Genomic DNA, 18,498 nt, shown 5'->3' with positions numbered 1-18,498 from the left:
GGAAGGAACGGTCCGTGTTCCCAGACCCCGTGAGGTGTGCCCGTGTCCCCGCGTCACAACCGTTCCCGAGGCGGCGAGAAGCCCGAACAGCAGCAGCCGGGCGATCACGGCGACCGGTACGGCGGCGTGCAGCGTACGGAGACCTGGCAGGGCGAGGAGTGGTTCGTCCGCCTCGTCGCCGGCGCCAGCTCCCCCGGCAAGCGCTACCGCTGCCCCGGCTGCGACCAGGAGATCCCGCCCGGCGCCCCGCACGTGGTCGCCTGGCCGGAGTACGGGGGAGTGGACGACCGGCGCCACTGGCACAAGGCGTGCTGGAACGCGAAGGACCGCCGCACCAGCAAGGTGCAGCGGTCCCGTAACGCGCCCAAGTACTAGCCGGAGTACCGGGGGACTACACGTCCCGGCTGTTCAGCAGGGCGAAGGCGCCGCCCAGCGCCGCCGCCGTGACGACCGCCAGGATCAGCAGCGGCTCCCAGCCCGCCGGGCCCTCGTTCCCGAAGGGCGGCCGACTGCTGTACAGCGCGATCATCTGCGACGGGATGGCGTACATGAACAGCCATTCCTGCACCGACTTCAGCGCCTCCGAGAACATGAACAGCGCCGCCACCAGCGGCAGCAGCAGGAGGCCGATCATCACCGTGATCGCGCCCGCCGAGTGCCGGATCAGCGTGCCCAGCGCCAGCGACAGCAGGCCGAGCAGGGCCAGGTAGGCGCCGGCGCCGACGGTCGCCCGCAGCCACTCGCCCGCGTCCGGCGCCGCCGCCGTGTCCACAATGGCGACCTGCGCCACCGCCACCAGCGTCGCGAACACCGTGGTGACGGTGAAGACCAGCAGGAAAAACACGATGGCCTTCGCCATCAGCACCCGGGCCCGGCTCGGGCAGGCCGTCAGGGTGGTACGGATCATGCCCGTGCCGTACTCGGACGCGATCGTCAGCACCCCGAGCGTGATCACGCAGATCGACGCGGGCAGCATCCCGAAGAAGCCGAACCCGAGCGCGGACTCCTCGCCCATCGGCGCCTCGGAGGCCGCGGCGATCGCCGCCACCCCCAGACCGATGGCCAGCATCAGCAGGATCATGACGCCGAGCGTCCACATCGTCGACCGCACCGAGCGGATCTTCGTCCACTCGGAGGCGAGCGCGTCACCGAGGTGCGCCCGGCGGACCGGGATGGGCGAGACGTACGTGTACGGCGCCGGAGCGGGGTGGTGGGCGGGGGCGGTCATCGGGCGTCCTTGGTGGTGTCGCTCGGCTGCGGGGTGGTCGGCTGGGGGGCGGCCACGGCCGGCGGGGCGCCCGGCGGCGGCGCGTAGGGACCCGGCGCGGGCGCCTGCGGTGCCCCGGCGTACGGGTTGTGTCCGGGCGGCGGCGGCGCGTACCAGCCCTGCTGCGGCACCTCCTGGACCACCTGCTGCGGCGGCATGCCGTACCCCTGCTGACCCGGGTGCGGCGCCGGCTGGAGGTGGGCGAGCCGGTCGTCCGTCGAGCGGTAGTCCACGGCGCCCTGCGTCAGCCGCATGTACGCCTCCTCCAGCGACGCCTGGTGCGGGGACAGCTCCCAGAGCCGTACGTCCGCGCCGTGCGCCAGGTCGCTGATCCGCGGCAGGGCGAGCCCCGTCACCCGCAGCGCCCCGTCCGGCTCCGACAGCACCTGGCCGCCGGCCTCCGTCAGGACCGACGTCAGCTTCTCCCGCTGCGCCGGCTCGGTCTGCGGGGTCCGCACCCGGGCGAAGTCGGCGGAGTTCGCCGAGATGAAGTCCGTGACGCTCATGTCGGCGAGCAGCTGCCCCCGGCCGATCACGATCAGGTGGTCCGCCGTCAGCGCCATCTCGCTCATGAGGTGGCTGGAGACGAAGACGGTCCGGCCCTCGGCGGCCAGCTTCTTCATCAGGTTGCGGACCCAGAGGATGCCCTCCGGGTCCAGGCCGTTGACCGGCTCGTCGAAGAGCAGCACCTGCGGGTCGCCGAGCAGTGCCGCCGCGATGCCCAGCCGCTGGCCCATGCCGAGCGAGAAGCCCTTGGAGCGGCGCTTGGCCACGTCCTGCAGACCGACGACGCCGAGGACCTCGTCGACCCGCTGCGCCGGGATGCCGGCGAGCTGGGCGAGCGACAGGAGGTGGCTCCGCGCGCTCCGGCCGCCGTGCACGGCCTTGGCGTCGAGCAGCGCGCCGACCTGCCGGGGCGCGTTCGGCAGCTGCCGGAACGGGTGGCCGCCGATCGTCACATGCCCGGAGGTCGGCCGGTCGAGCCCGAGGATCATGCGCATCGTCGTCGACTTGCCCGACCCGTTGGGCCCCAGGAACCCGGTGACGACACCGGGCCTCACCTGGAAGGAAAGGTTGTACACGGCCGTCTTGGCGCCGTAGCGCTTCGTCAGGCCGACTGCCTCGATCATTCTCCAGCCCCATCGACAGGTCGGTCGCATCCATGTCGGGGCGTGGCGGCCTTCGGCCGGATCCCCCCGTATGAGCTAGGAGCTTATCCAGCCATTGACGGTTCCGGCGACGGGGAAGAGAACGACCACGGAACCTCCGGGAGATTCCCTGGTCGTCCCCTACGGGGTGCGGGCGGCTACGCGTCCCGCTTCTTCAGCACCAGGTAGCCGCCGAGCAGGGAGGCCACCACCCAGATCAGCATGATCCCGAGGCCGGCCCAGGGCCCGTACGGGGCCTCCTCCGAGTTCATCGCGTCGGGGATGACGCGCATGATCTTCGCGCCCGCCTGGTCCGGGAAGTACTGGGCGACCTCCTTGGCCTTCGGCACCGCCGAGAGGATGTTGGACACCAGGAGGAGGAAGGGCACCAGGATGCCGAGCGACAGCATCGACGAGCGCAGCATCGTCGCCACGCCCATGGAGAACACGGCGATCAGGCCCATGTAGAGCCCGGCGCCGAACACCGCGCGCAGCACGTTGTCGTCGGTGATCGAGGCGCGGTGATCGCCGAGCAGCGCCTGCCCCAGGAAGAAGGTGATGAAGCTCGTCGCGAGCCCCACCAGGAGGGCGAGCCCGCCCGCCACCGCGATCTTCGAGAAGAGGAAGGTCGCCCGCTGCGGCACGGCCGCCAGCGAGGTGCGGATCATGCCCGACGAGTACTCGGTCCCCACCACCAGGACACCGAAGACCACCATCGCCAGCTGGCCGAGGATCATTCCGGAGAAGCTGATCAGGGTCGGGTCGAAGGTGATCCGCTCCGCCTCGTTCAGATCGTCGAAGGTGGAGCTCACCAGGGCGCTCAGCCCCGCGCCCATCGCCATCGTGACGAGGAAGGCGCTCGCCAGTGTCCAGACGGTCGACGACACCGTCCGGATCTTGGTCCACTCGGACTGGAGGACCGCGGATGCCGCTGCCATCGTTCAGGCTCCCTCGGAGGTCGAGTCGTACGCGGAGTCGTGGGCCGGGTCCGGGTCCGTCCCGGCGGCCGCCCCCCACCGGGGGCCGGGCGTCGACGCGCCGTGCACGTCGGTGCCGTGCGCGTGGTATTCGACCGCGCCGGCCGTCATCTGCATGAACGCCTCTTCGAGCGAGGCGCGCTGGGCGCTCAGTTCGTGCAGGACGAGACCGTTCTCGGCGGCCAGCTCGCCCAGCTTCTCGGTCGACGCCCCGTCCACCTCGAGCGTGCCGTTTCCGGCCTCGACGACGACGAATCCGTTGCCGTGGAGCACGTCCCGCAGCCGTTCCTGCTGCGGGGAACGCAGCCGCACGAAACTCCGGGAATTCTGCTGGATGAAATCCGCCATCGACGTGTCCGCCAGCAGCTTTCCCTGCCCGATCACGATCAGATGCTCGGCCGTCAGCGCCATTTCGCTCATCAGATGACTGGAAACGAAGATCGTCCGGCCTTCGGCGGCCAACGCCTTCATCAGATTGCGGATCCAGTGAATTCCCTCGGGGTCCAGACCATTGACGGGTTCGTCGAACATCAGGATCTCGGGATCGCCGAGCAACGCGGAGGCGATGCCCAGCCGCTGGCCCATACCGAGGGAGAAACCCTTCGACTTCTTCTTCGCCACCGGCGTCAGACCCACCAGGCCGAGCACCTCGTCCACCCGCGCCCGCGGGATCCGGTTGGACTCCGCGAGGCAGAGCAGGTTGTTGTACGCCGAGCGGCCGCCGTGCATCGCCTTGGCGTCGAGCAGCGCCCCGATGTACTTCAGCGGCTCCGCCAGGTCCCGGTAGTGCTTGCCGTCGATGCGGACCGTCCCGCTCGTCGGGTTGTCCAGGTCGAGCATCATCCGCATCGTCGTCGACTTGCCCGCCCCGTTGGGCCCGAGGAAGCCGGTGACCATGCCCGGTCGGACCTGGAAGGAGAGATGGTCGACCGCTGTCTTCGTCCCGTAGCGCTTGGTCAGGCCCTCAAGCTCGATCATGCGTACCAACCTAAGGGCGCGCAAAACCCTCCGCCACCGGAATGACGGAGGGTTCTGGGGGCTGCTGCCGGTTCGTTACCGGGTCTGCTGGGCCGGGACGCCGGCCGCGCGCTCGTCGTCGATCGGGGAGCCGGCCGCCGCCACCGCGGCACCGGTCAGCGTCGCCAGCATCTCGCGGACGTTGGTCAGCTGGGCGTTGATCGAGTCCCGGCGGTTCGTCAGCGCCGCGAGCTCGCGCTCCGACTCCGAACGGATCCGGTCGGCCTTGGCGTTCGCGTCGGCCACGATGTCCTCGGCCTGGCGCTGCGCGGTCTCCACCGTCTGACGGGCCCGGCGCTCCGCGTCCGTGCGCAGCTTCTCGGCCTCCAGGCGGAGCTGCTCGGCGCGGTGCTCGATCTCCGCGAGACGCTTCTCGGCCTTCGCCTGACGGGAGGCCAGGTCACGCTCCGACTGCTCGCGGCGCTTCGCCAGGTTGGTCTCGAAGTCCGCGGCGGCCTGGGCGGCCTTGGCGCGGGTCTCCTCGAAGAGGGCGTCCGCCTCCTCGCGCTTCGACTGCGCGTCCTTCTGCGCCTCGGCACGCAGCGTGTTGGCCTCGCCCTGCGCCTTCTCGACGATCCGGACGCCCTCGTCCTCGGCCTTCGCCTTCCGCTCGGACGCGAACGACTCCGCGTCGTTGCGCACCTGCTGGGCGGCCGACTCGGCCAGCTCGCGGTGCTGCTCGGCGGCGCGACGGGCCTCCTCACGCAGGTCCTTCGCCTCCTCCTCGGCGAGCCGGAGGATCTTCTCGACCCGGGCGCCGAGCCCCGCGTACGACGGCTCGGCGTCGGTGACCTGCGCCTGGGCGTTCTGCGTTTCGAGGTGGAGCTCCTCGATGCGCTTCTCCAGGGAGGTGATGCGGGACAGGGCGCTGTCGCGGTCGGACACGAGCTTGGTAATGCGGTCGTCCACCTGACCGCGGTCGTAACCGCGCCGCACGAGCTCGAAGCCGAAGGGGGAGGATGTGTCGCTCATGGGTTTCCTGTCGAATGAGACCGGTGAGGTGTTAGAGGGAATCCTAGGGGCCGAAGCGGCGTGTCATCGAGCGTATGCCCGTTTGATCTGGAGAATGTCCAGCCTTTTGAGTGGCTAGCCGTCCTGGGTCTTGCCACTCGAACGAGTGGTTCCCGCCGACGCGCCCGCCTTGACCCCCGTCGCCCCGGCGGACTTCGCCCCCGTCGTCGGCGTCTCGAAAGACTCCAACGCCTCCAGTACGTCCTGGACACGGGAGATCTCGGCATTGATGTCCTTGCGGCGGCGCACCAGCATCTCCAGCTCGCGCTGCCCCTCCGAGACCGTCTTCTCGGCCTCGGCCGCGGCCTCCGCCCGGATCCGCTCGGCCTCCGCCTTGATGCCCTCGGCCTCCGCGACGAGCGATGCCTTCTTCTGCTCGGCCTCCTTCAGCAGCGCCTCGGCCTTCCGCACCGCGGCGATCCGGACCTTGCTCGCCTCCGAACTCGCCTCGGAGACCAGCTCCTTGGCCTTCTCGTCCGCCTCGGCGCGCTGCTCCGTCGCGGCCGTCACCAGCTTGTCGACGCGCTCGCCGGCCGTCCGCATCTGCTCGGCTGTCTCGCGCCGCGCCCGCTCGTGCAGCTCCTCGATCTCGCCCTCGACCCGGCTGCGCAGCTCCTCGGCCCGGTCCCTTATCGCCGTCGCGTCGCTGCGCGCCCCGACGAGCAGCTCGTCCGCGTCCGTGCGGGCCTTCTCCACCAGCGTGTTGCCTTCGACGGTCGCCTCGGCGAAGATCCGCTCGGCCTCCTTGCGGGCCGCGCCGACCATCGTGTCCGCCTGCGACTCGGCCTCCGTGGTGGCGCGCAGCGCCTCCTCCTGGGCCTTGGCGATGAGCTGGTCGGCCTGCTCGGCAGCGTCCGAACGCTTCCGGGCGCCGGACTCCCGCGCCTCGTCGAGCGTCCGGTCCGCCTCCTCGCGCGCCTCCGACCGCATCTGCTCGGCCGCCGCCGCGGCGGCCTCCCTGAGCTGCTCCGACTCGGCGCGGATCCGCTCGTCGTCCTGCTGCGCGGCGGCCAGCGTCGCGGCCGCCACGGCCTCCGCCTCCGCCTTGGCCCGCTCGCCCTCGGCGACGGTCCGGGCGGTCTGCTCGGCGGCCTCCGCCGCGACCCGCTCGGCGTCGGCCCGGGCGTCCGCCGTGACCGCGTCCGACAGCTCGCCCGCCTCGCGGGTGAGCCGGTCGGCCTCGGCCGTGGCCTCGGCGATCAGGGCGTCGGCCTGTTCGGCGGCGTCGGTGCGGCGCTTGTCGGCGGCCCTGCGGGCGTCGTCGAGGACCTGCTCGCCGTCGGCCAGCGCGGCGTTCCGCAGGGCCTGGGCGTGCGCCTCGCCGTCGATCTTGACCTGTTCGGCCTCGGTGCGCAGGCGCTGGGCGTCCTGCTCGGTCGTCTCCATGAGCTCGACCGCTTCGGTGGTGAGCCGGTCGGCCTCGGCCGTGGCCTCGGCGATCAGGGCGTCGGCCTGTTCGGCGGCGTCGGTGCGGCGCTTGTCCGCCATCGTGCGGGCCTCGTCGAGGACCTGCTCGGCCTCGGCGCCGATCCGCTCCGCCTCCGCACGCGCCTCGCCGACCACCGTCTCGGCGCGCTCGGCGGCCTCCGAACGGATCCGGTTCGCGTCGTCCCGGGCGTCGGCCCGCGTACGGGCCGCGTCCTGCTCGGCCGAGGCGAGCGAATCCGTCACCTCGGTGCGTACCCGCTGCGCGTACTCGGCGGTGTCCGCCCGCAGCTTCTCCGCCTCGGCGAGCGCGTCCGTGACCGTCCGCTCGGCCAGCGCCTTCGCGGCGTCCGACTCCTCCTGGGCGCGCGTCCGTGTGCGGACGGCGTCCTCGGACGCCCGCTCCCGCTCCTCGTACGCGTCGGCGCGGACCCGGTCCGCCTCCTCCTGCGCCTCGGTACGCGTCCGCTCGGCCGCGTGTTCGGCGGCGCTGCGCAGCCCGGCGATCTCCTCGTCGGCCTGCTCGCGCAGCCCGGCCACCGAGTCCCGCACCTCCTGGGCGGTCTGCTCGGCCGCGGTGACCATCTCGGTCGCCCGGGTGTCCGCCTCCTCGACCAGGCGCTGCGCCTCGGTCTGCGCGTCCTCGACCCGCTTGCGGGCGGCGGCCAGCAGCTCCTCGGACTGCTCGCGGGCGTGCTCGCGCTCCCGGCCGGCCTCGGAACGGGCCGAATCGAGGGTCTCCTCGGCCTCCCGGCGGCGCCGGTTGGCCTCCTCCTGGGCGGCGGCCAGCGCCTCGGCGGCCTCGGCGGCGACCCGCTCGGCGGCGGCCGCGGCCTCGGCCCGCACCCGGTCGGCCGTCTCCTGCGCCTCCGACTTCAGCCGCTCGGCCTCGTCGGACGCCTCCGTGCGGAGCCGTACGGACGCGTTCTCGGCCTCGGTCCGCGTGGTGGACGCGTCGGACGCGGCCTCGGCACGCAGCCGCTCGGCCTCCTGCTCGGCCTGCTCCTGGAGCGTACGGATGCGCTCGGCGGCCTCGGTGCGCAGCCGCTCCGTCTCGTCGGCGGCCTCGCGCCGCATCAGCTCGCTCTCGGCGCGGGCGTCGGTCAGCTCCTCGCCCGCCGCCGTCACCTTGGCCTCGGCCTCGGTGTGCAGCCGGGTCAGCTCCTCGGCGGCCTCCACCCGGCGTGCCTCCGCGGCCCGCTCGGCGTCCGCGCGGAGCCCGGCCGCGGCCTCCTCGGCCGCGCCCTTCACCGACTCGGCCTGCTCCTCGGCCTCGGCGCGCAGCCGCTCGGCCTCGGCGCGGGTCCGCTCCAGGGTCTCCTCGGCCTGGGTGCGGAGCGTCTGGGCGCGCTCCATCGCCTCGGACTTGACCCGCTCGCTCTCGGTGCCGGCCTTGGTGCGCAGCTCCTCCGCGTCCGTACGGGCCTTGGTGAGGAGCTCCTCGGCGGTCTTCGCCGCCTCCTCGATCTGCTGGACGGCCTCGCGCCGGGCCTCGCCGCGGATCCGCTCGCCCTCGTCGATGGCCTCGGCGCGCAGCTGCTCGGCGTCGCCGCGCAGCCGGCGGGCCTCCTCCTGGAGCTCGACCGTCTTGGCGCGGTACTCCTTGGTGTCGTCCTTCGCCGAGCCGAGCAGCTCGTCGGCCCGCTCCTCGGCCTGGGTCCGCAGCCGGTCCGTCTCGGCCTCGGCCTCGCGGCGGATCCGCTCGGCCTCCTCGGACGCCTTGCGGGTGGTCTCGCGGGCGTCCTCGGACGCCTTGGTGAGGATCTCCTCGGCGTTGCGCGCGGCCTTGGCGAGGGCGGCGGCGGAGTCCTCGGCGGCGACCGTACGGGCCTTGTCGGAGGCTTCCGTGACGAGCTTCTCCGCCTGGGCGGTCGCCTCCCGGAGCTTCTCCTCGGCCTCCGCCTTGAGCGCCTCGGCGTCCTTGGTGGCCTCGCCGACGAGCCGGGCGATCTCCGTCTTGGCCGTGCGGGTGCGCTGCTCGTTGACCGACTCGGCGGAGGAGAGCTGCCGGGCGGCCGCCTCCTTGGCCTCGGTGAGGGCCTTCTCGGCCTCGGCGCGGGCCAGCCGGAGCTTCTCCTCGGCCTCCGCCATGCGCTGTTCCGCGGCGCGGGAGAGCTCGGTGGCCTGGCGGCGGGCCTGGTCGGTCTCGGCGGTGGTCGTCGAGCGGAGCTGCTCGGCGTGGCTGGTGGCCTCCTGGGCCTGGCTGGAGGCGGCGCCCAGGAGTCGTTCGGCGTCCTTGCGGGCGCGCAGCAGGATCGCCTCGGCCTCGGCGCGGGCGGCCTCGGCCTCGGTGCCGACCCGGCGGCTGGTCTCCTCGGCGACCCGGGTGGCCTCCGTGCGGGCGGCGGTGAGCGACTGCTCGGCCTCCGCGCGGGACTCCTCCATCAGGCGGCGGGCCTGGGACTCGGTACGGGCGCGGAGCTGCTCGGCCCAGGCGACGTTCTCGTTGACGTGCGCCTCGACGGTCTGCCGGCGCTCGCTGAGCTCCTGGTCCAGCTGCTGGCGGCGCTGGACCGCCTCGTTGTGCAGCTCGGCCTGGAGCCGCGCCTGGTGCTCGGCGTGCTCCTGGAGGATGCGCTGGGTCTGGGCGCGGGCCTCGCGCAGTTCCCGCTCGGCGTCCTGGCGGAGCTGTTCGGCCTGCGCCTGCGCGTTCCGCAGCAGCTGCTCGGCCTGGTAGCCGATGTCGGCGCTGTCGTACGCGGGCCGGGACGCGATGGTGCGGCGCGCCTCGTGGAGCTTGGCGCGCAAGACCTCGACCTGGTAACCGAGGTCCTCGGCGTGCTGGACGGCCTTCTCGCGCTCGGTCTTCAGCCGGTCCATCTCGGCTTCGAACCTGGCGAGATGGTCGTCTTCAGCTCGGTGGCTCTCCTGGCGTTCGTAGCCCCGCACTGCGCGGTCCCATCCGTCCCCTGGTCGCAACACTCCAACGAGCACCGCCCTCACGGACGAGGACGGACCCCCGGGGAATCGTGGCAGATCGGACGACCCCGACATCCTGACTTCGGTGCCACGCGGAGCAGCCCCGACCGGCCCCGGCCCGGAGCCGCCCACTCTACCGGGCCAGGAATCCGGAGGTCAGTGCTCCGCTGAGGAGTGGTCAGTGGAGGGCTTGGCCGAGGTGACCAGTTCCGTGAGCACGCCGTGACAGTCCTTGGGGTGGAGGAAGGTGATCCGGGAGCCCATCGAGCCGATCCGCGGCTGGTCGTAGAGGACCCGTACGCCCTTCTCGCGGATCGCCTCGGCGTCGCCGTCGACGTCCGCCGTGCCGAAGGCGATGTGGTGCACGCCCTCGCCGTTCTTGGCGAGCCACTTGCCGACCGCGGAGTCCTCCCGGGTCGGCTCCAGGAGCTGGAGGTACGAGGCCCCGCCGTCGGAGGTGTCGTTGATCTTGAGCATGGCCTCGCGGACGCCCTGCTCCTCGTTGACCTCGGAGTGGAAGACCTCGAAACCGTACGTGGCACGGTAGAACTCGACAGTCTTGTCCAGGTCGAAACAGGCGATCCCGATGTGGTCGATTCGCGTCAGCATTCCTCCAGTGCACCGCCGCGAAGGTGGTTACGCAACGTGCGCGCGATCACACCGGCCGGCCGGTGACCCGGCGCGGCGCCGCTCAGTACATTGGCGGTAAACCCTCGTTCACTCCTCATCCCAAGGGGCCGTGCCTCATGTCTGGAACGACCGGTACCACCTCAGTGATCGTCGCGGGCGCCCGCACGCCCATGGGTCGCCTTCTCGGCTCGCTCAAGTCCTTCTCGGGCGCGGACCTCGGCGGCTTCGCCATCAAGGCCGCCCTGGACCGGGCCGGCATCGGCGGCGACCAGGTGCAGTACGTGATCATGGGCCAGGTGCTCCAGGCGGGCGCCGGCCAGATCCCCGCCCGCCAGGCCGCCGTCAAGGCCGGCATCCCGATGAACGTCCCCGCCCTCACCATCAACAAGGTGTGTCTGTCGGGTCTCGACGCCATCGCCCTGGCGGACCAGCTGATCCGCGCGGGCGAGTTCGACGTCGTCGTCGCCGGTGGCCAGGAGTCGATGACCAACGCCCCGCACCTGCTGCCGAAGTCCCGCGAGGGCTTCAAGTACGGCGCGATCGAGATGCTCGACGCGATGGCGTACGACGGCCTCACGGACGCCTTCGAGGGCATCGCCATGGGCGAGTCCACCGAGAAGCACAACACCCGCCTCGGCATCCAGCGCCCGGAGCAGGACGAGATCGCCGCGCTCTCGCACCAGCGCGCGGCCGCCGCCCAGAAGAACGGCATCTTCGAGGCCGAGATCACCCCGGTCGAGATCCCGCAGCGCAAGGGCGAGCCGGTGGTCTTCGCCAAGGACGAGGGCATCCGCGCGGAGACCACCGCCGAGTCCCTCGGCAAGCTCCGCCCGGCGTTCGCCAAGGACGGCACGATCACCGCAGGCACCTCCTCGCAGATCTCCGACGGCGCCGCCGCGGTCGTCGTGATGAGCAAGGCCAAGGCCGAGGAGCTGGGCCTGGAGTGGATCGCCGAGATCGGCGCCCACGGCAACGTGGCCGGACCGGACAACTCGCTCCAGTCGCAGCCGTCCAACGCGATCCTGCACGCCCTCAAGAAGGAGGGCCTGACCGTCGACGACCTCGACCTGATCGAGATCAACGAGGCGTTCGCCGCGGTCGCCGTCCAGTCAATGAAGGACCTCGGCGTCACCCCCGAGAAGGTGAATGTCAACGGCGGCGCCATCGCGCTCGGCCACCCGATCGGCATGTCCGGCGCCCGTGTCGTGCTGCACCTGGCCCTGGAGCTCAAGCGGCGCGGCGGCGGCATCGGCGCGGCCGCCCTGTGCGGCGGCGGCGGCCAGGGCGACGCGCTGATCGTCCGCGTCGCCGGCAAGTAAGTCACCCAACCGAGGAGCAGCGCAGATGGTGGACGTCCCCGAACTCGTCACCCAGGCACGGGCGGGCAGGCCGCGGGCCGTGGCCCGGCTGATCTCGCTCGTGGAGGGGGCGTCCCCGCAGCTGCGCGAGGTGATGGCGGCGCTCGCGCCGCTCACCGGCGGGGCGTACGTGGTGGGCCTGACCGGCTCGCCCGGTGTCGGCAAGTCCACGTCGACGTCGGCGCTGGTCTCGGCGTACCGCCGGGCGGGCAAGCGGGTCGCGGTCCTGGCCGTCGACCCGTCCTCCCCGTTCAGCGGGGGAGCGCTGCTCGGCGACCGGGTCCGGATGTCGGAGCACGCCTCCGACCCGGGCGTCTACATCCGCTCCATGGCCACCCGGGGCCACCTCGGCGGTCTCGCCTGGTCCGCGCCGCAGGCCATCCGCGTCCTGGACGCGGCGGGCTTCGACGTGATCCTGGTGGAGACGGTCGGCGTCGGGCAGTCCGAGGTCGAGATCGCCTCCCAGGCCGACACCTCGGTCGTCCTCCTCGCGCCGGGCATGGGCGACGGGATCCAGGCCGCCAAGGCGGGCATCCTGGAGATCGGCGACCTGTACGTGGTGAACAAGGCCGACCGGGACGGCGCCGACGCCACCGCCCGCGAGCTCAACCACATGCTGGGCCTCGGCGAGGCGCGGGGCGCGGGCGACTGGCGGCCGCCGATCGTCAAGACGGTCGCGGCGCGCGGCGAGGGCATCGACGAGGTCGTGGAGGCGCTGGAGAAGCACCGCGCCTGGATGGAGGAGCACGGGGTCCTGGCGGAGCGCCGCCGGGCCCGCGCGGCGGGCGAGGTGGAGGCCATCGCGGTCACGGCCCTGCGCGAGCGCATCGGCGACCTGCACGGCGACCGGCGTCTCGACGCGCTCGCCGAGCGGATCGTGGCGGGCGCCCTCGACCCGTACGCGGCCTCCGACGAGCTGATCGCGAGCCTCACGGGCAACTGACGCCTCCGGGTACGCACGGCAAAGGGCCTCTCCGGTCGATCCGGAGAGGCCCTTCCCGTCGTCCGTCAGGTCACGGCTTGCCGCGGCGGCCGCGGAGCTGCTCCGCGACCGGCTTCAGCGACTCGTGGAGGTCGCCGAGTGCCGCGGTGCTGAGCTGGTCGATGAAGTGCTTGCGCACCGACTCGACGTGGTGCGGGGCGACCTTGCGCATGGTCTCCATGCCGTCGTCGGTCAGCACGGCGTAGAGCCCGCGGCGGTCGGACTCGCAGTTCTCGCGGCGGACCAGCCCGGCGTTCTCCATGCGGGTGATCTGGTGGGAGAGCCGGCTCTTCGACTGGAGGGTGGCCGCGGCCAGGTCGCTCATGCGCAGCCGCCGCTCCGCCGACTCCGAGAGGTTCACCAGGATCTCGTAGTCGTTCATCGTCAGCCCGAACGGCTGGAGGTCCCTCTCCAGCTGGTAGGCCAGCATCCGCTGGACGTCCAGGAACGTGCGCCAGGCGCACTGCTCGCCGTCGGTGAGCCACGGGGTGGCCGTCTCGGTCTCCATGTATGGATTCTACCTAAGAAGTTGAATTCTTGACGAAGTGTGGGAGCGTGACGCCGGGCACCACCCGCCGGACACCCGATGCCCCGGCGCGGGCGCAGACGTTCGAGGGCGTCACACTCCGCAGACTACCGCTCACAGACCGAAGCGACGCTGGAGGTCCCCGAGCTGGCCGGGAAGGCGTGGTACCGAACCCGGCACGGCCTGGCCGGAACCGTGCGCCTGGCCGCCGGGGACACCCGCCTGCGCGGGGGGTCCTCCGATGGCCCGTTCCGCCATGAGGAGCTCCGTCGACTGGAGGAGGACCGTGCCCGCTCCGACGAACTCGAACTGGTGCTCCTCGCCGGAGGTGTCGCCGAGACCCGTCAGGGCGCGTACGCCGCCCATCACGCCGGTCATGTAGCCGTGGTCGTAATGATGACAGGGTGAGGGGCAGTCGGCCCAGCCGACCAGGGCCTGGGGGTCGACCCGCATCGGGGGCTCCATGAAGACGACCGGGCCGTTCGAGGCGGCGACGAACTTGCCGGTGCCGATCAGGGTGACGAAGCCCGGCACGATCGACTGCTTGAGCGCGAGCGTGGGCTGGTACGCGAGCAGGTTGCCCGAGCGGATCGTCAGGTTGCCCTTGTCGAGGTCGAACGAGTTCACGTCGAAGGCGCGGTCCGCGAGCAGCATCTTGCCGCTGCCCTCGGCCACCACCCAGTCGCTCGCGTGCAGCGGCGAGTGGAAGGACGTCCGGACCAGCCGGTCGAGCCTGCCGTGGCCGATGCCGTTGAACTCGATCCGCCCGTAGTAGGCGATCATCTTCCCCTTCTGCAGGAACCACTGGGAGCCCTTGAGCTCCACGCAGAAGGTGTACGGGTTCACGTTGTCGTCCGACGGAAGGGTCGTCGGGTCGTGGATCACCGGGGTGCTCACAGTTTCTCCTCCGATGCCTGGACGTACACGCTGCCGCTGCCGCTCAGCTCCAGCTGGAACGCCTCGCCGGAGCCGCGGCCCACCATGTCGCGCCAGCCGAGCGCGGTGGAGAGCTTGTTCCGCACGTCGCCGTGGTGGGCCACGTACGCCTGCGGGTCGACGTGGACCGGGCGGCCCGGGGTGATGGGCAGTTCGATCACGCCGCCGTGCGCCATCACCGCCACCGCGCCGTGGCCCTTGAGCGTGGTGGTGAAGAGGCCCTGGCCGGTCACCTGGCCGCGGACCATGCCCATGACGCCGCCCTGCGAGCCCATGAACATCGTGCCCTGCTCCAGGGTGCCGTCGAAGGCGAGCAGCCGGTCCGCCTCGACGTACAGGGTGTCGCCGGTGAGCCCGATCACCTGGATGTGGTGGCCGCCGTGCCCGAACATCACCGTGCCGCTGCCCTCGACGGTCATCAGGGGGGTCGCCTCGCCGGCCACCCGGCGGCCGATCATCGACATCAGGCCGCCCTGGCCGCCCGCCGTGTTCGGCGTGAAAGTGACGTCGCCGCGGTACGCGAGCATCGCGCCGCGCTGGCTGAACATCCGCTGCCCGGGGACGACGGTCGCCTCGACCATCTTCGAGTTGATCTCGCGGAACGGCATCAGACGTCACCTCCGATCGTGTTCCGCTCGCTCGGCTGGACGTACACGAGGCCGTCCCCCTCGAAGCGGATCTGGAACGCCTCGCCGCCGCCCTCGCCCATGAGGGTGCGGAAGGTCACACCCGACTGGAAGTGCTGCTGGAGGTTGCCCTGGTGGGCGATGTACGCGCCGGGGTCGACCTGGAGCGGGTACTGCGGGGTCACCCGCAGCACCACCGCGGGGCCGTCGGACATGATCGCCGCCTGGCCCGTGCCCTCCACGGTCGTGGTGAAGAGGCCGTTGCCGGTGGCCCCGCCGCGCAGACCCGTGAAGGTGGTGCCGGTGCGCAGCCCCGCGTCGGTGCAGAGCAGGTTGCTCGCCTCGACCCAGAGCTTGTCGCCGTGCAGGGAGACGAGGTTGATCTCGGAGGCCCGGTCGGCGAACCAGCAGGTTCCCTGGCCGCGTACCTCCATCACCTCCATCTGCTCGCCGGTGAGCCGGCGGGTCACCATGCCGCGCAGGCCCTCACCGCCCCCACTCATCTTCTTGAACGCCATCTGGCCGTCGTAGGCGACCATCGAGCCGTTCTTCGCCTTGACGGAGTCGCCTGTCATGGAGACGGCGAGCACTTTGCTGCCTTGGAGTCGGAACGTTGCCACCCGAGGAAGGTACTGGGCCCCCGCCTAAAGAGACAGCAAAGTCGGCGTGCACAATGGACGGGCCCTTGTGCATCCGTTCACAAGATCGAACGAAGGTGACCCCCTCCGTGGACATCAAGACCGCTTCCTCCCTCCACCGGCTCCGGCTCGTCTCGGCGCCGGAGGCCGTTTCGTTCCTGCTCCTGCTGGTCTGCTCGGTGCTCAAGCGGACGACGGACTTCAACGCGGTGCCGGTCATGGGCGCGGTCCACGGCGTGCTGTTCGTCCTGTACGTGCTGTTCTGGCTGGACGCCTGGAACCGCACCAAGTGGGACGTCAAGACCGCCGCGCTCTACTTCGTCCTCTCGGTGCTGCCGCTGGGCGGCTTCTACGCCGAGCGCAAGCTCAAGCGCGAGGCCGAGGCCGCGGTCATGGCCTCCCGCGCCCGTCGCGAAGGCGTGGTCAACGCATGATCGTCGCGTTCTCGGTGACCCCGCTGGGTGTGGGGGAGGAGGTCGGCGAGTACGTCGCCGACGCCGTCCGGGTCGTCCGGGAGTCCGGGCTGCCGAACCGCACCGACGCCATGTTCACCTCCGTCGAGGGCGAGTGGGACGAGGTGATGGACGTCGTGAAGCGTGCCGTCGCCGCCGTGGAAGCGCGTGCGCCGCGCGTCTCGGTGGTCATGAAGGCCGACATCCGGCCGGGTGTCACGGACGGCCTCACGTCGAAGGTCCGGACGGTGGAGCGCCACCTCGGCGCCTGACGCCGACCCGCACGCCAGGGGAGCCCCCGGTCCTGATCCCAGGGCCGGGGGCTTCTTGCCGTCACCCGGTTGAGCGACTGCTCAAAATCGGTTACCTTCACCCCCGGGGCAGTTTTGAGCGGTCGCTCAAAATGCCGGTCGAGCAGGGGGGGGACACCGATGGGTCTCTACATCGAGACGCATGTGCGCGCGGACCTGGAGACGCTCTGGGAACACACGCGGGACCCCGCGCGCCAGCAGCAGTGGGACCTGCGGTTCACCGAGATCGCCTACCTCCCGCACGCCGAGGGCGAACCCGAGCGCTTCCGGTACGCGACCCGCGTGCTGCCCTTCCTGGTCGTCGCCGGCACCGGTGTCTCCGCGGGGGAGCGCCACCGGGCCGGCGGCGACCGGGTCTCCGCCCTCCGGTTCGCCTCGCCGCACCCGCTCTCGCTCCTCGCCGAGGGCAGCGGCTACTGGCGCTACGTCCCCACCGCCGACGGCGTCCGCTTCCTCACCGGCTACGACTACCGGCCGCGCTGGGGCCGGCTCGGCCGCGCCGCCGACCGGCTCGCGTTCCGGCCCCTCATGGGCTGGGCCACCGCGTGGTCCTTCGACCGGCTGCGGCTCTGGTGCGAGCAGGGGGTGACCCCGGCGCGCTCCCGGGACCGCTGGCTGCTCGAACTCGCCGCCCGGCTGCTGCTCGTGGCCGTACCGTTCACGCTCGCCTCGCTGCCGCTGGGACTCGTATCGCTCGGCGCCGTGCCGCTCGCCGTCCTCGGCCTCGCCGCCGCCCTCCTCCTGCCGCCCTCGTCGCGCGCCCCCGCGGCCCGGCGCTGTCTGCGCACCCCGCCCGCCCCCACCCGGGAGCCCCGGCTCCTCGCCACCCTGGAGCAGCCGTGACCTCGATCTTCCGTACGGCCATGGGGGACGCCGAGTTCGAGCGGCTGCACCCGGAGCTCCAGCGGCGCTTCTCGGTGGGACTCGCGAGCGGTGAGATGTGCGTCGGACGCGGCGTCATGGACCGCATCTGGCACGGCCGGGCGTTCGTGAAGCCGTTCCTCGCGGCCGGCGGGCTGCGGAACATCCTGCTGCCCCGCACCGGCCGCGACGTCCCCTTCCGCATCGAGAACGTGCCCTACGCCGACACGTACGGGCGGGAGACCGTCACCTTCGTCCGGACCTTCGCCCTGCCCGGCGGGCCCCGGCGCTTCGACGCCACGATGGTCCACAGCCCCGAGCGCGACTGCGTCCTCGACTATCTCGGCACCCACCAGCACCTCGCCAGCGATCTGCACCCGACCGCCCGGCCCGACGGCTCGCTCCTCATCACCTCCGGCGAACACCGCTTCCGCGAAGGTCCGTTGGACGTGCGCGTACCGGAACTGATCGGCGGCCGCGCCGAGGTGCGCGAGTCCTTCGACGAGCGCACCGGGCGCTTCCGCATCGACGTCCGGGTGGTCAACCGGCACTTCGGGCCGCTCTTCGGCTACCAGGGGTCGTTCGCCGCCGAATACGCCGACGTACGCTCCCGGGGGGTGCGCGCAGGGCTGCGCCCGGTGCGCGAGGAGGTACGGGCGTGAGCGGGAAGACCGCGGCGGGCGGGAAGGCGCTGGACGCCCGGAGCCAGGAGACCCGGGAGAAGCTGCTCGAAGGCGCCCTGCGCACCCTCGTCGAACAGGGCATCTCCAAGGCGTCCGCGCGCGCCATCGCGACCACCGCCGGGGTCAACCAGGCCCTGGTCTTCTACCACTTCGGCTCCGTCGACGAGCTGCTCGCCGCCGCCTGCCGACACGGCGCCGAGCGGCGGGTCGCCCGGCACCGCGAGCGGCTCCGCACCATCGGCAGCCTCAACGAACTGCTCGCCTTCGGGCGCGAGATGCACGAGGAGGAGCGGGCGGCCGGGCACGTGGCCTTCCTAGGGCAGCTGCTGGCGGGGGCGCAGGCCCACCCGCGGCTGGTGCCCGCCACCGCCGCGGGTCTCGACCTGTGGATCGCCGAGATAGAACAGGTCCTCGTCCGCGTCCTCGCGGGGACACCGCTCGCCGAGTTCACCGACCCCGCCGGGCTCGCCCGTGCGGTCGGCGCCTCCTTCGTCGGCCTCGGCCTCTACGAGGGGGTCGACCCCGAGGGCGCGGAGGCCGCTTTCACCGCACTGGAGCAGCTCGGCGCCCTGATGTCCGCCGTCGAGTCGCTGAACCCGGTCGCCCGCAGGGCCGTCACGTACACGCTCCGTCGACAGAGCGGTCGCGGCCGGTAAAAAACGCTCACTCGGACGACTCGGCTCGACACGCCGGGCGATGTCCCCTTTCGTTGGGATATCGACCTGTTCGAG

Annotated in this window: 19 protein-coding genes; 8 read left to right on the top strand and 11 right to left on the bottom strand. The window is 71.9% G+C overall.

Going from position 1 to position 18,498, the window contains the following annotated elements; translation table 11 throughout:
- Positions 1–42: 42 nt before the first annotated feature.
- Positions 43–375 (top strand): ATP/GTP-binding protein, encoded by a 333-nt coding sequence (locus ACFVZH_RS18890; protein WP_384898496.1) that lies wholly within the window; start codon positions 43–45, stop codon positions 373–375.
- A gap of 16 nt (positions 376–391) precedes the next feature.
- Here ACFVZH_RS18890 and ACFVZH_RS18885 read toward each other — a convergent pair whose 3' ends face one another.
- The 7 genes from ACFVZH_RS18885 to mce form a co-directional block, all read right to left on the bottom strand.
- The gene (locus ACFVZH_RS18885) at positions 392–1,228 is read right to left on the bottom strand and encodes an ABC transporter permease (RefSeq protein ID WP_384898495.1); all 837 of its coding nucleotides are present in this window, start codon (positions 1,226–1,228) and stop codon (positions 392–394) included.
- Positions 1,225–2,397, bottom strand: a complete 1,173-nt coding sequence (locus tag ACFVZH_RS18880) for an ABC transporter ATP-binding protein (RefSeq protein ID WP_384898494.1) — start codon at positions 2,395–2,397, stop codon at positions 1,225–1,227. Before ACFVZH_RS18880 ends, ACFVZH_RS18885 begins: the two co-directional genes overlap by 4 nt.
- A gap of 176 nt (positions 2,398–2,573) precedes the next feature.
- Complete coding sequence (locus ACFVZH_RS18875; protein WP_384898493.1) at positions 2,574–3,353, bottom strand: ABC transporter permease; 780 nt, start codon at positions 3,351–3,353, stop codon at positions 2,574–2,576.
- A 3-nt stretch (positions 3,354–3,356) separates the two neighbouring features.
- Positions 3,357–4,370: an ABC transporter ATP-binding protein gene (locus ACFVZH_RS18870; RefSeq protein WP_384898492.1), complete on the bottom strand. Its 1,014-nt coding sequence runs from the start codon at positions 4,368–4,370 to the stop codon at positions 3,357–3,359.
- A gap of 75 nt (positions 4,371–4,445) precedes the next feature.
- Positions 4,446–5,381, bottom strand: a complete 936-nt coding sequence (locus ACFVZH_RS18865) for a cellulose-binding protein (RefSeq protein WP_384898491.1) — start codon at positions 5,379–5,381, stop codon at positions 4,446–4,448.
- 114 nt (positions 5,382–5,495) lie between these two features.
- The gene (gene scy, locus ACFVZH_RS18860; protein ID WP_384898490.1) at positions 5,496–9,734 is read right to left on the bottom strand and encodes a polarized growth protein Scy; all 4,239 of its coding nucleotides are present in this window, start codon (positions 9,732–9,734) and stop codon (positions 5,496–5,498) included.
- Between the two features lie 186 nt (positions 9,735–9,920).
- Complete coding sequence (gene mce / locus ACFVZH_RS18855) at positions 9,921–10,373, bottom strand: methylmalonyl-CoA epimerase (RefSeq protein WP_384898489.1); 453 nt, start codon at positions 10,371–10,373, stop codon at positions 9,921–9,923.
- 137 nt (positions 10,374–10,510) lie between these two features.
- On the opposite strand from mce, the gene ACFVZH_RS18850 reads away from it, so the two are divergent.
- Together ACFVZH_RS18850 and meaB are read left to right on the top strand one after the other, a co-directional pair.
- Positions 10,511–11,713 carry an acetyl-CoA C-acetyltransferase gene (locus tag ACFVZH_RS18850; protein ID WP_384898488.1) on the top strand — a complete coding sequence of 401 codons (1,203 nt, stop codon included), beginning with the start codon at positions 10,511–10,513 and terminating at the stop codon, positions 11,711–11,713.
- Between the two features lie 25 nt (positions 11,714–11,738).
- A complete protein-coding gene (gene meaB / locus ACFVZH_RS18845) occupies positions 11,739–12,695 on the top strand; it encodes a methylmalonyl Co-A mutase-associated GTPase MeaB (protein WP_384898487.1) in 957 nt (318 codons plus the stop codon).
- Positions 12,696–12,765: 70 nt separating this feature from the next.
- Here the strand turns inward: meaB and ACFVZH_RS18840 are convergent, their stop codons facing one another.
- The 4 genes from ACFVZH_RS18840 to ACFVZH_RS18825 form a co-directional block, all read right to left on the bottom strand.
- Positions 12,766–13,242, bottom strand: coding sequence for a MarR family winged helix-turn-helix transcriptional regulator (locus ACFVZH_RS18840; protein ID WP_384898486.1), 477 nt, complete (start codon positions 13,240–13,242; stop codon positions 12,766–12,768).
- Positions 13,243–13,374: 132 nt separating this feature from the next.
- Complete coding sequence (locus ACFVZH_RS18835) at positions 13,375–14,157, bottom strand: AIM24 family protein (RefSeq protein WP_384898485.1); 783 nt, start codon at positions 14,155–14,157, stop codon at positions 13,375–13,377.
- A complete protein-coding gene (locus ACFVZH_RS18830) occupies positions 14,154–14,804 on the bottom strand; it encodes an AIM24 family protein (protein WP_384898484.1) in 651 nt (216 codons plus the stop codon). Before ACFVZH_RS18830 ends, ACFVZH_RS18835 begins: the two co-directional genes overlap by 4 nt.
- Positions 14,804–15,442, bottom strand: coding sequence for an AIM24 family protein (locus tag ACFVZH_RS18825; RefSeq protein ID WP_362561796.1), 639 nt, complete (start codon positions 15,440–15,442; stop codon positions 14,804–14,806). Before ACFVZH_RS18825 ends, ACFVZH_RS18830 begins: the two co-directional genes overlap by 1 nt.
- 107 nt (positions 15,443–15,549) lie before the next feature.
- Between ACFVZH_RS18825 and ACFVZH_RS18820 the strand changes: the two genes are divergently transcribed.
- The 5 genes from ACFVZH_RS18820 to ACFVZH_RS18800 all read left to right on the top strand — a co-directional run bounded on the left by ACFVZH_RS18820 (position 15,550) and on the right by ACFVZH_RS18800 (position 18,423).
- Positions 15,550–15,894, top strand: a complete 345-nt coding sequence (locus ACFVZH_RS18820) for a DUF3817 domain-containing protein (RefSeq protein ID WP_384898483.1) — start codon at positions 15,550–15,552, stop codon at positions 15,892–15,894.
- Entirely contained in the window at positions 15,891–16,184 is a 294-nt protein-coding gene (locus ACFVZH_RS18815; RefSeq protein WP_384898482.1) for an MTH1187 family thiamine-binding protein, read from the top strand. Before ACFVZH_RS18820 ends, ACFVZH_RS18815 begins: the two co-directional genes overlap by 4 nt.
- Positions 16,185–16,343: 159 nt before the next feature.
- Complete coding sequence (locus tag ACFVZH_RS18810) at positions 16,344–17,066, top strand: hypothetical protein (RefSeq protein WP_384898481.1); 723 nt, start codon at positions 16,344–16,346, stop codon at positions 17,064–17,066.
- Positions 17,063–17,746 carry a DUF4166 domain-containing protein gene (locus ACFVZH_RS18805; RefSeq protein ID WP_384898480.1) on the top strand — a complete coding sequence of 228 codons (684 nt, stop codon included), beginning with the start codon at positions 17,063–17,065 and terminating at the stop codon, positions 17,744–17,746. Before ACFVZH_RS18810 ends, ACFVZH_RS18805 begins: the two co-directional genes overlap by 4 nt.
- Entirely contained in the window at positions 17,743–18,423 is a 681-nt protein-coding gene (locus ACFVZH_RS18800) for a TetR/AcrR family transcriptional regulator (protein ID WP_384898479.1), read from the top strand. Before ACFVZH_RS18805 ends, ACFVZH_RS18800 begins: the two co-directional genes overlap by 4 nt.
- Positions 18,424–18,498 lie beyond the last annotated feature (75 nt).

Origin of the sequence: Streptomyces sp. NPDC059534 (assembly GCF_042743475.1) — a bacterium.
Classification (GTDB): domain Bacteria; phylum Actinomycetota; class Actinomycetes; order Streptomycetales; family Streptomycetaceae; genus Streptomyces.
The sequence above is the reverse complement of the archived record's forward strand: the minus strand, read 5'-3'. Positions and strand labels throughout refer to the sequence as shown.

Bases quoted from the DNA above. Each gene is read 5' to 3' on its own strand.
- ACFVZH_RS18875 (WP_384898493.1), bottom strand. From the start codon at position 3,353: ATGGCAGCGGCATCCGCGGTCCTCCAGTCCGAGTGGACCAAGATCCGG.
- ACFVZH_RS18870 (WP_384898492.1), bottom strand. From the start codon at position 4,370: ATGATCGAGCTTGAGGGCCTGACCAAGCGCTACGGGACGAAGACAGCG.
- ACFVZH_RS18880 (WP_384898494.1), bottom strand. From the start codon at position 2,397: ATGATCGAGGCAGTCGGCCTGACGAAGCGCTACGGCGCCAAGACGGCC.
- meaB (WP_384898487.1), top strand. From the start codon at position 11,739: ATGGTGGACGTCCCCGAACTCGTCACCCAGGCACGGGCGGGCAGGCCG.
- mce (WP_384898489.1), bottom strand. From the start codon at position 10,373: ATGCTGACGCGAATCGACCACATCGGGATCGCCTGTTTCGACCTGGAC.
- ACFVZH_RS18840 (WP_384898486.1), bottom strand. From the start codon at position 13,242: ATGGAGACCGAGACGGCCACCCCGTGGCTCACCGACGGCGAGCAGTGC.
- ACFVZH_RS18850 (WP_384898488.1), top strand. From the start codon at position 10,511: ATGTCTGGAACGACCGGTACCACCTCAGTGATCGTCGCGGGCGCCCGC.
- ACFVZH_RS18865 (WP_384898491.1), bottom strand. From the start codon at position 5,381: ATGAGCGACACATCCTCCCCCTTCGGCTTCGAGCTCGTGCGGCGCGGT.
- ACFVZH_RS18830 (WP_384898484.1), bottom strand. From the start codon at position 14,804: ATGCCGTTCCGCGAGATCAACTCGAAGATGGTCGAGGCGACCGTCGTC.
- ACFVZH_RS18885 (WP_384898495.1), bottom strand. From the start codon at position 1,228: ATGACCGCCCCCGCCCACCACCCCGCTCCGGCGCCGTACACGTACGTC.
- ACFVZH_RS18815 (WP_384898482.1), top strand. From the start codon at position 15,891: ATGATCGTCGCGTTCTCGGTGACCCCGCTGGGTGTGGGGGAGGAGGTC.
- ACFVZH_RS18810 (WP_384898481.1), top strand. From the start codon at position 16,344: ATGGGTCTCTACATCGAGACGCATGTGCGCGCGGACCTGGAGACGCTC.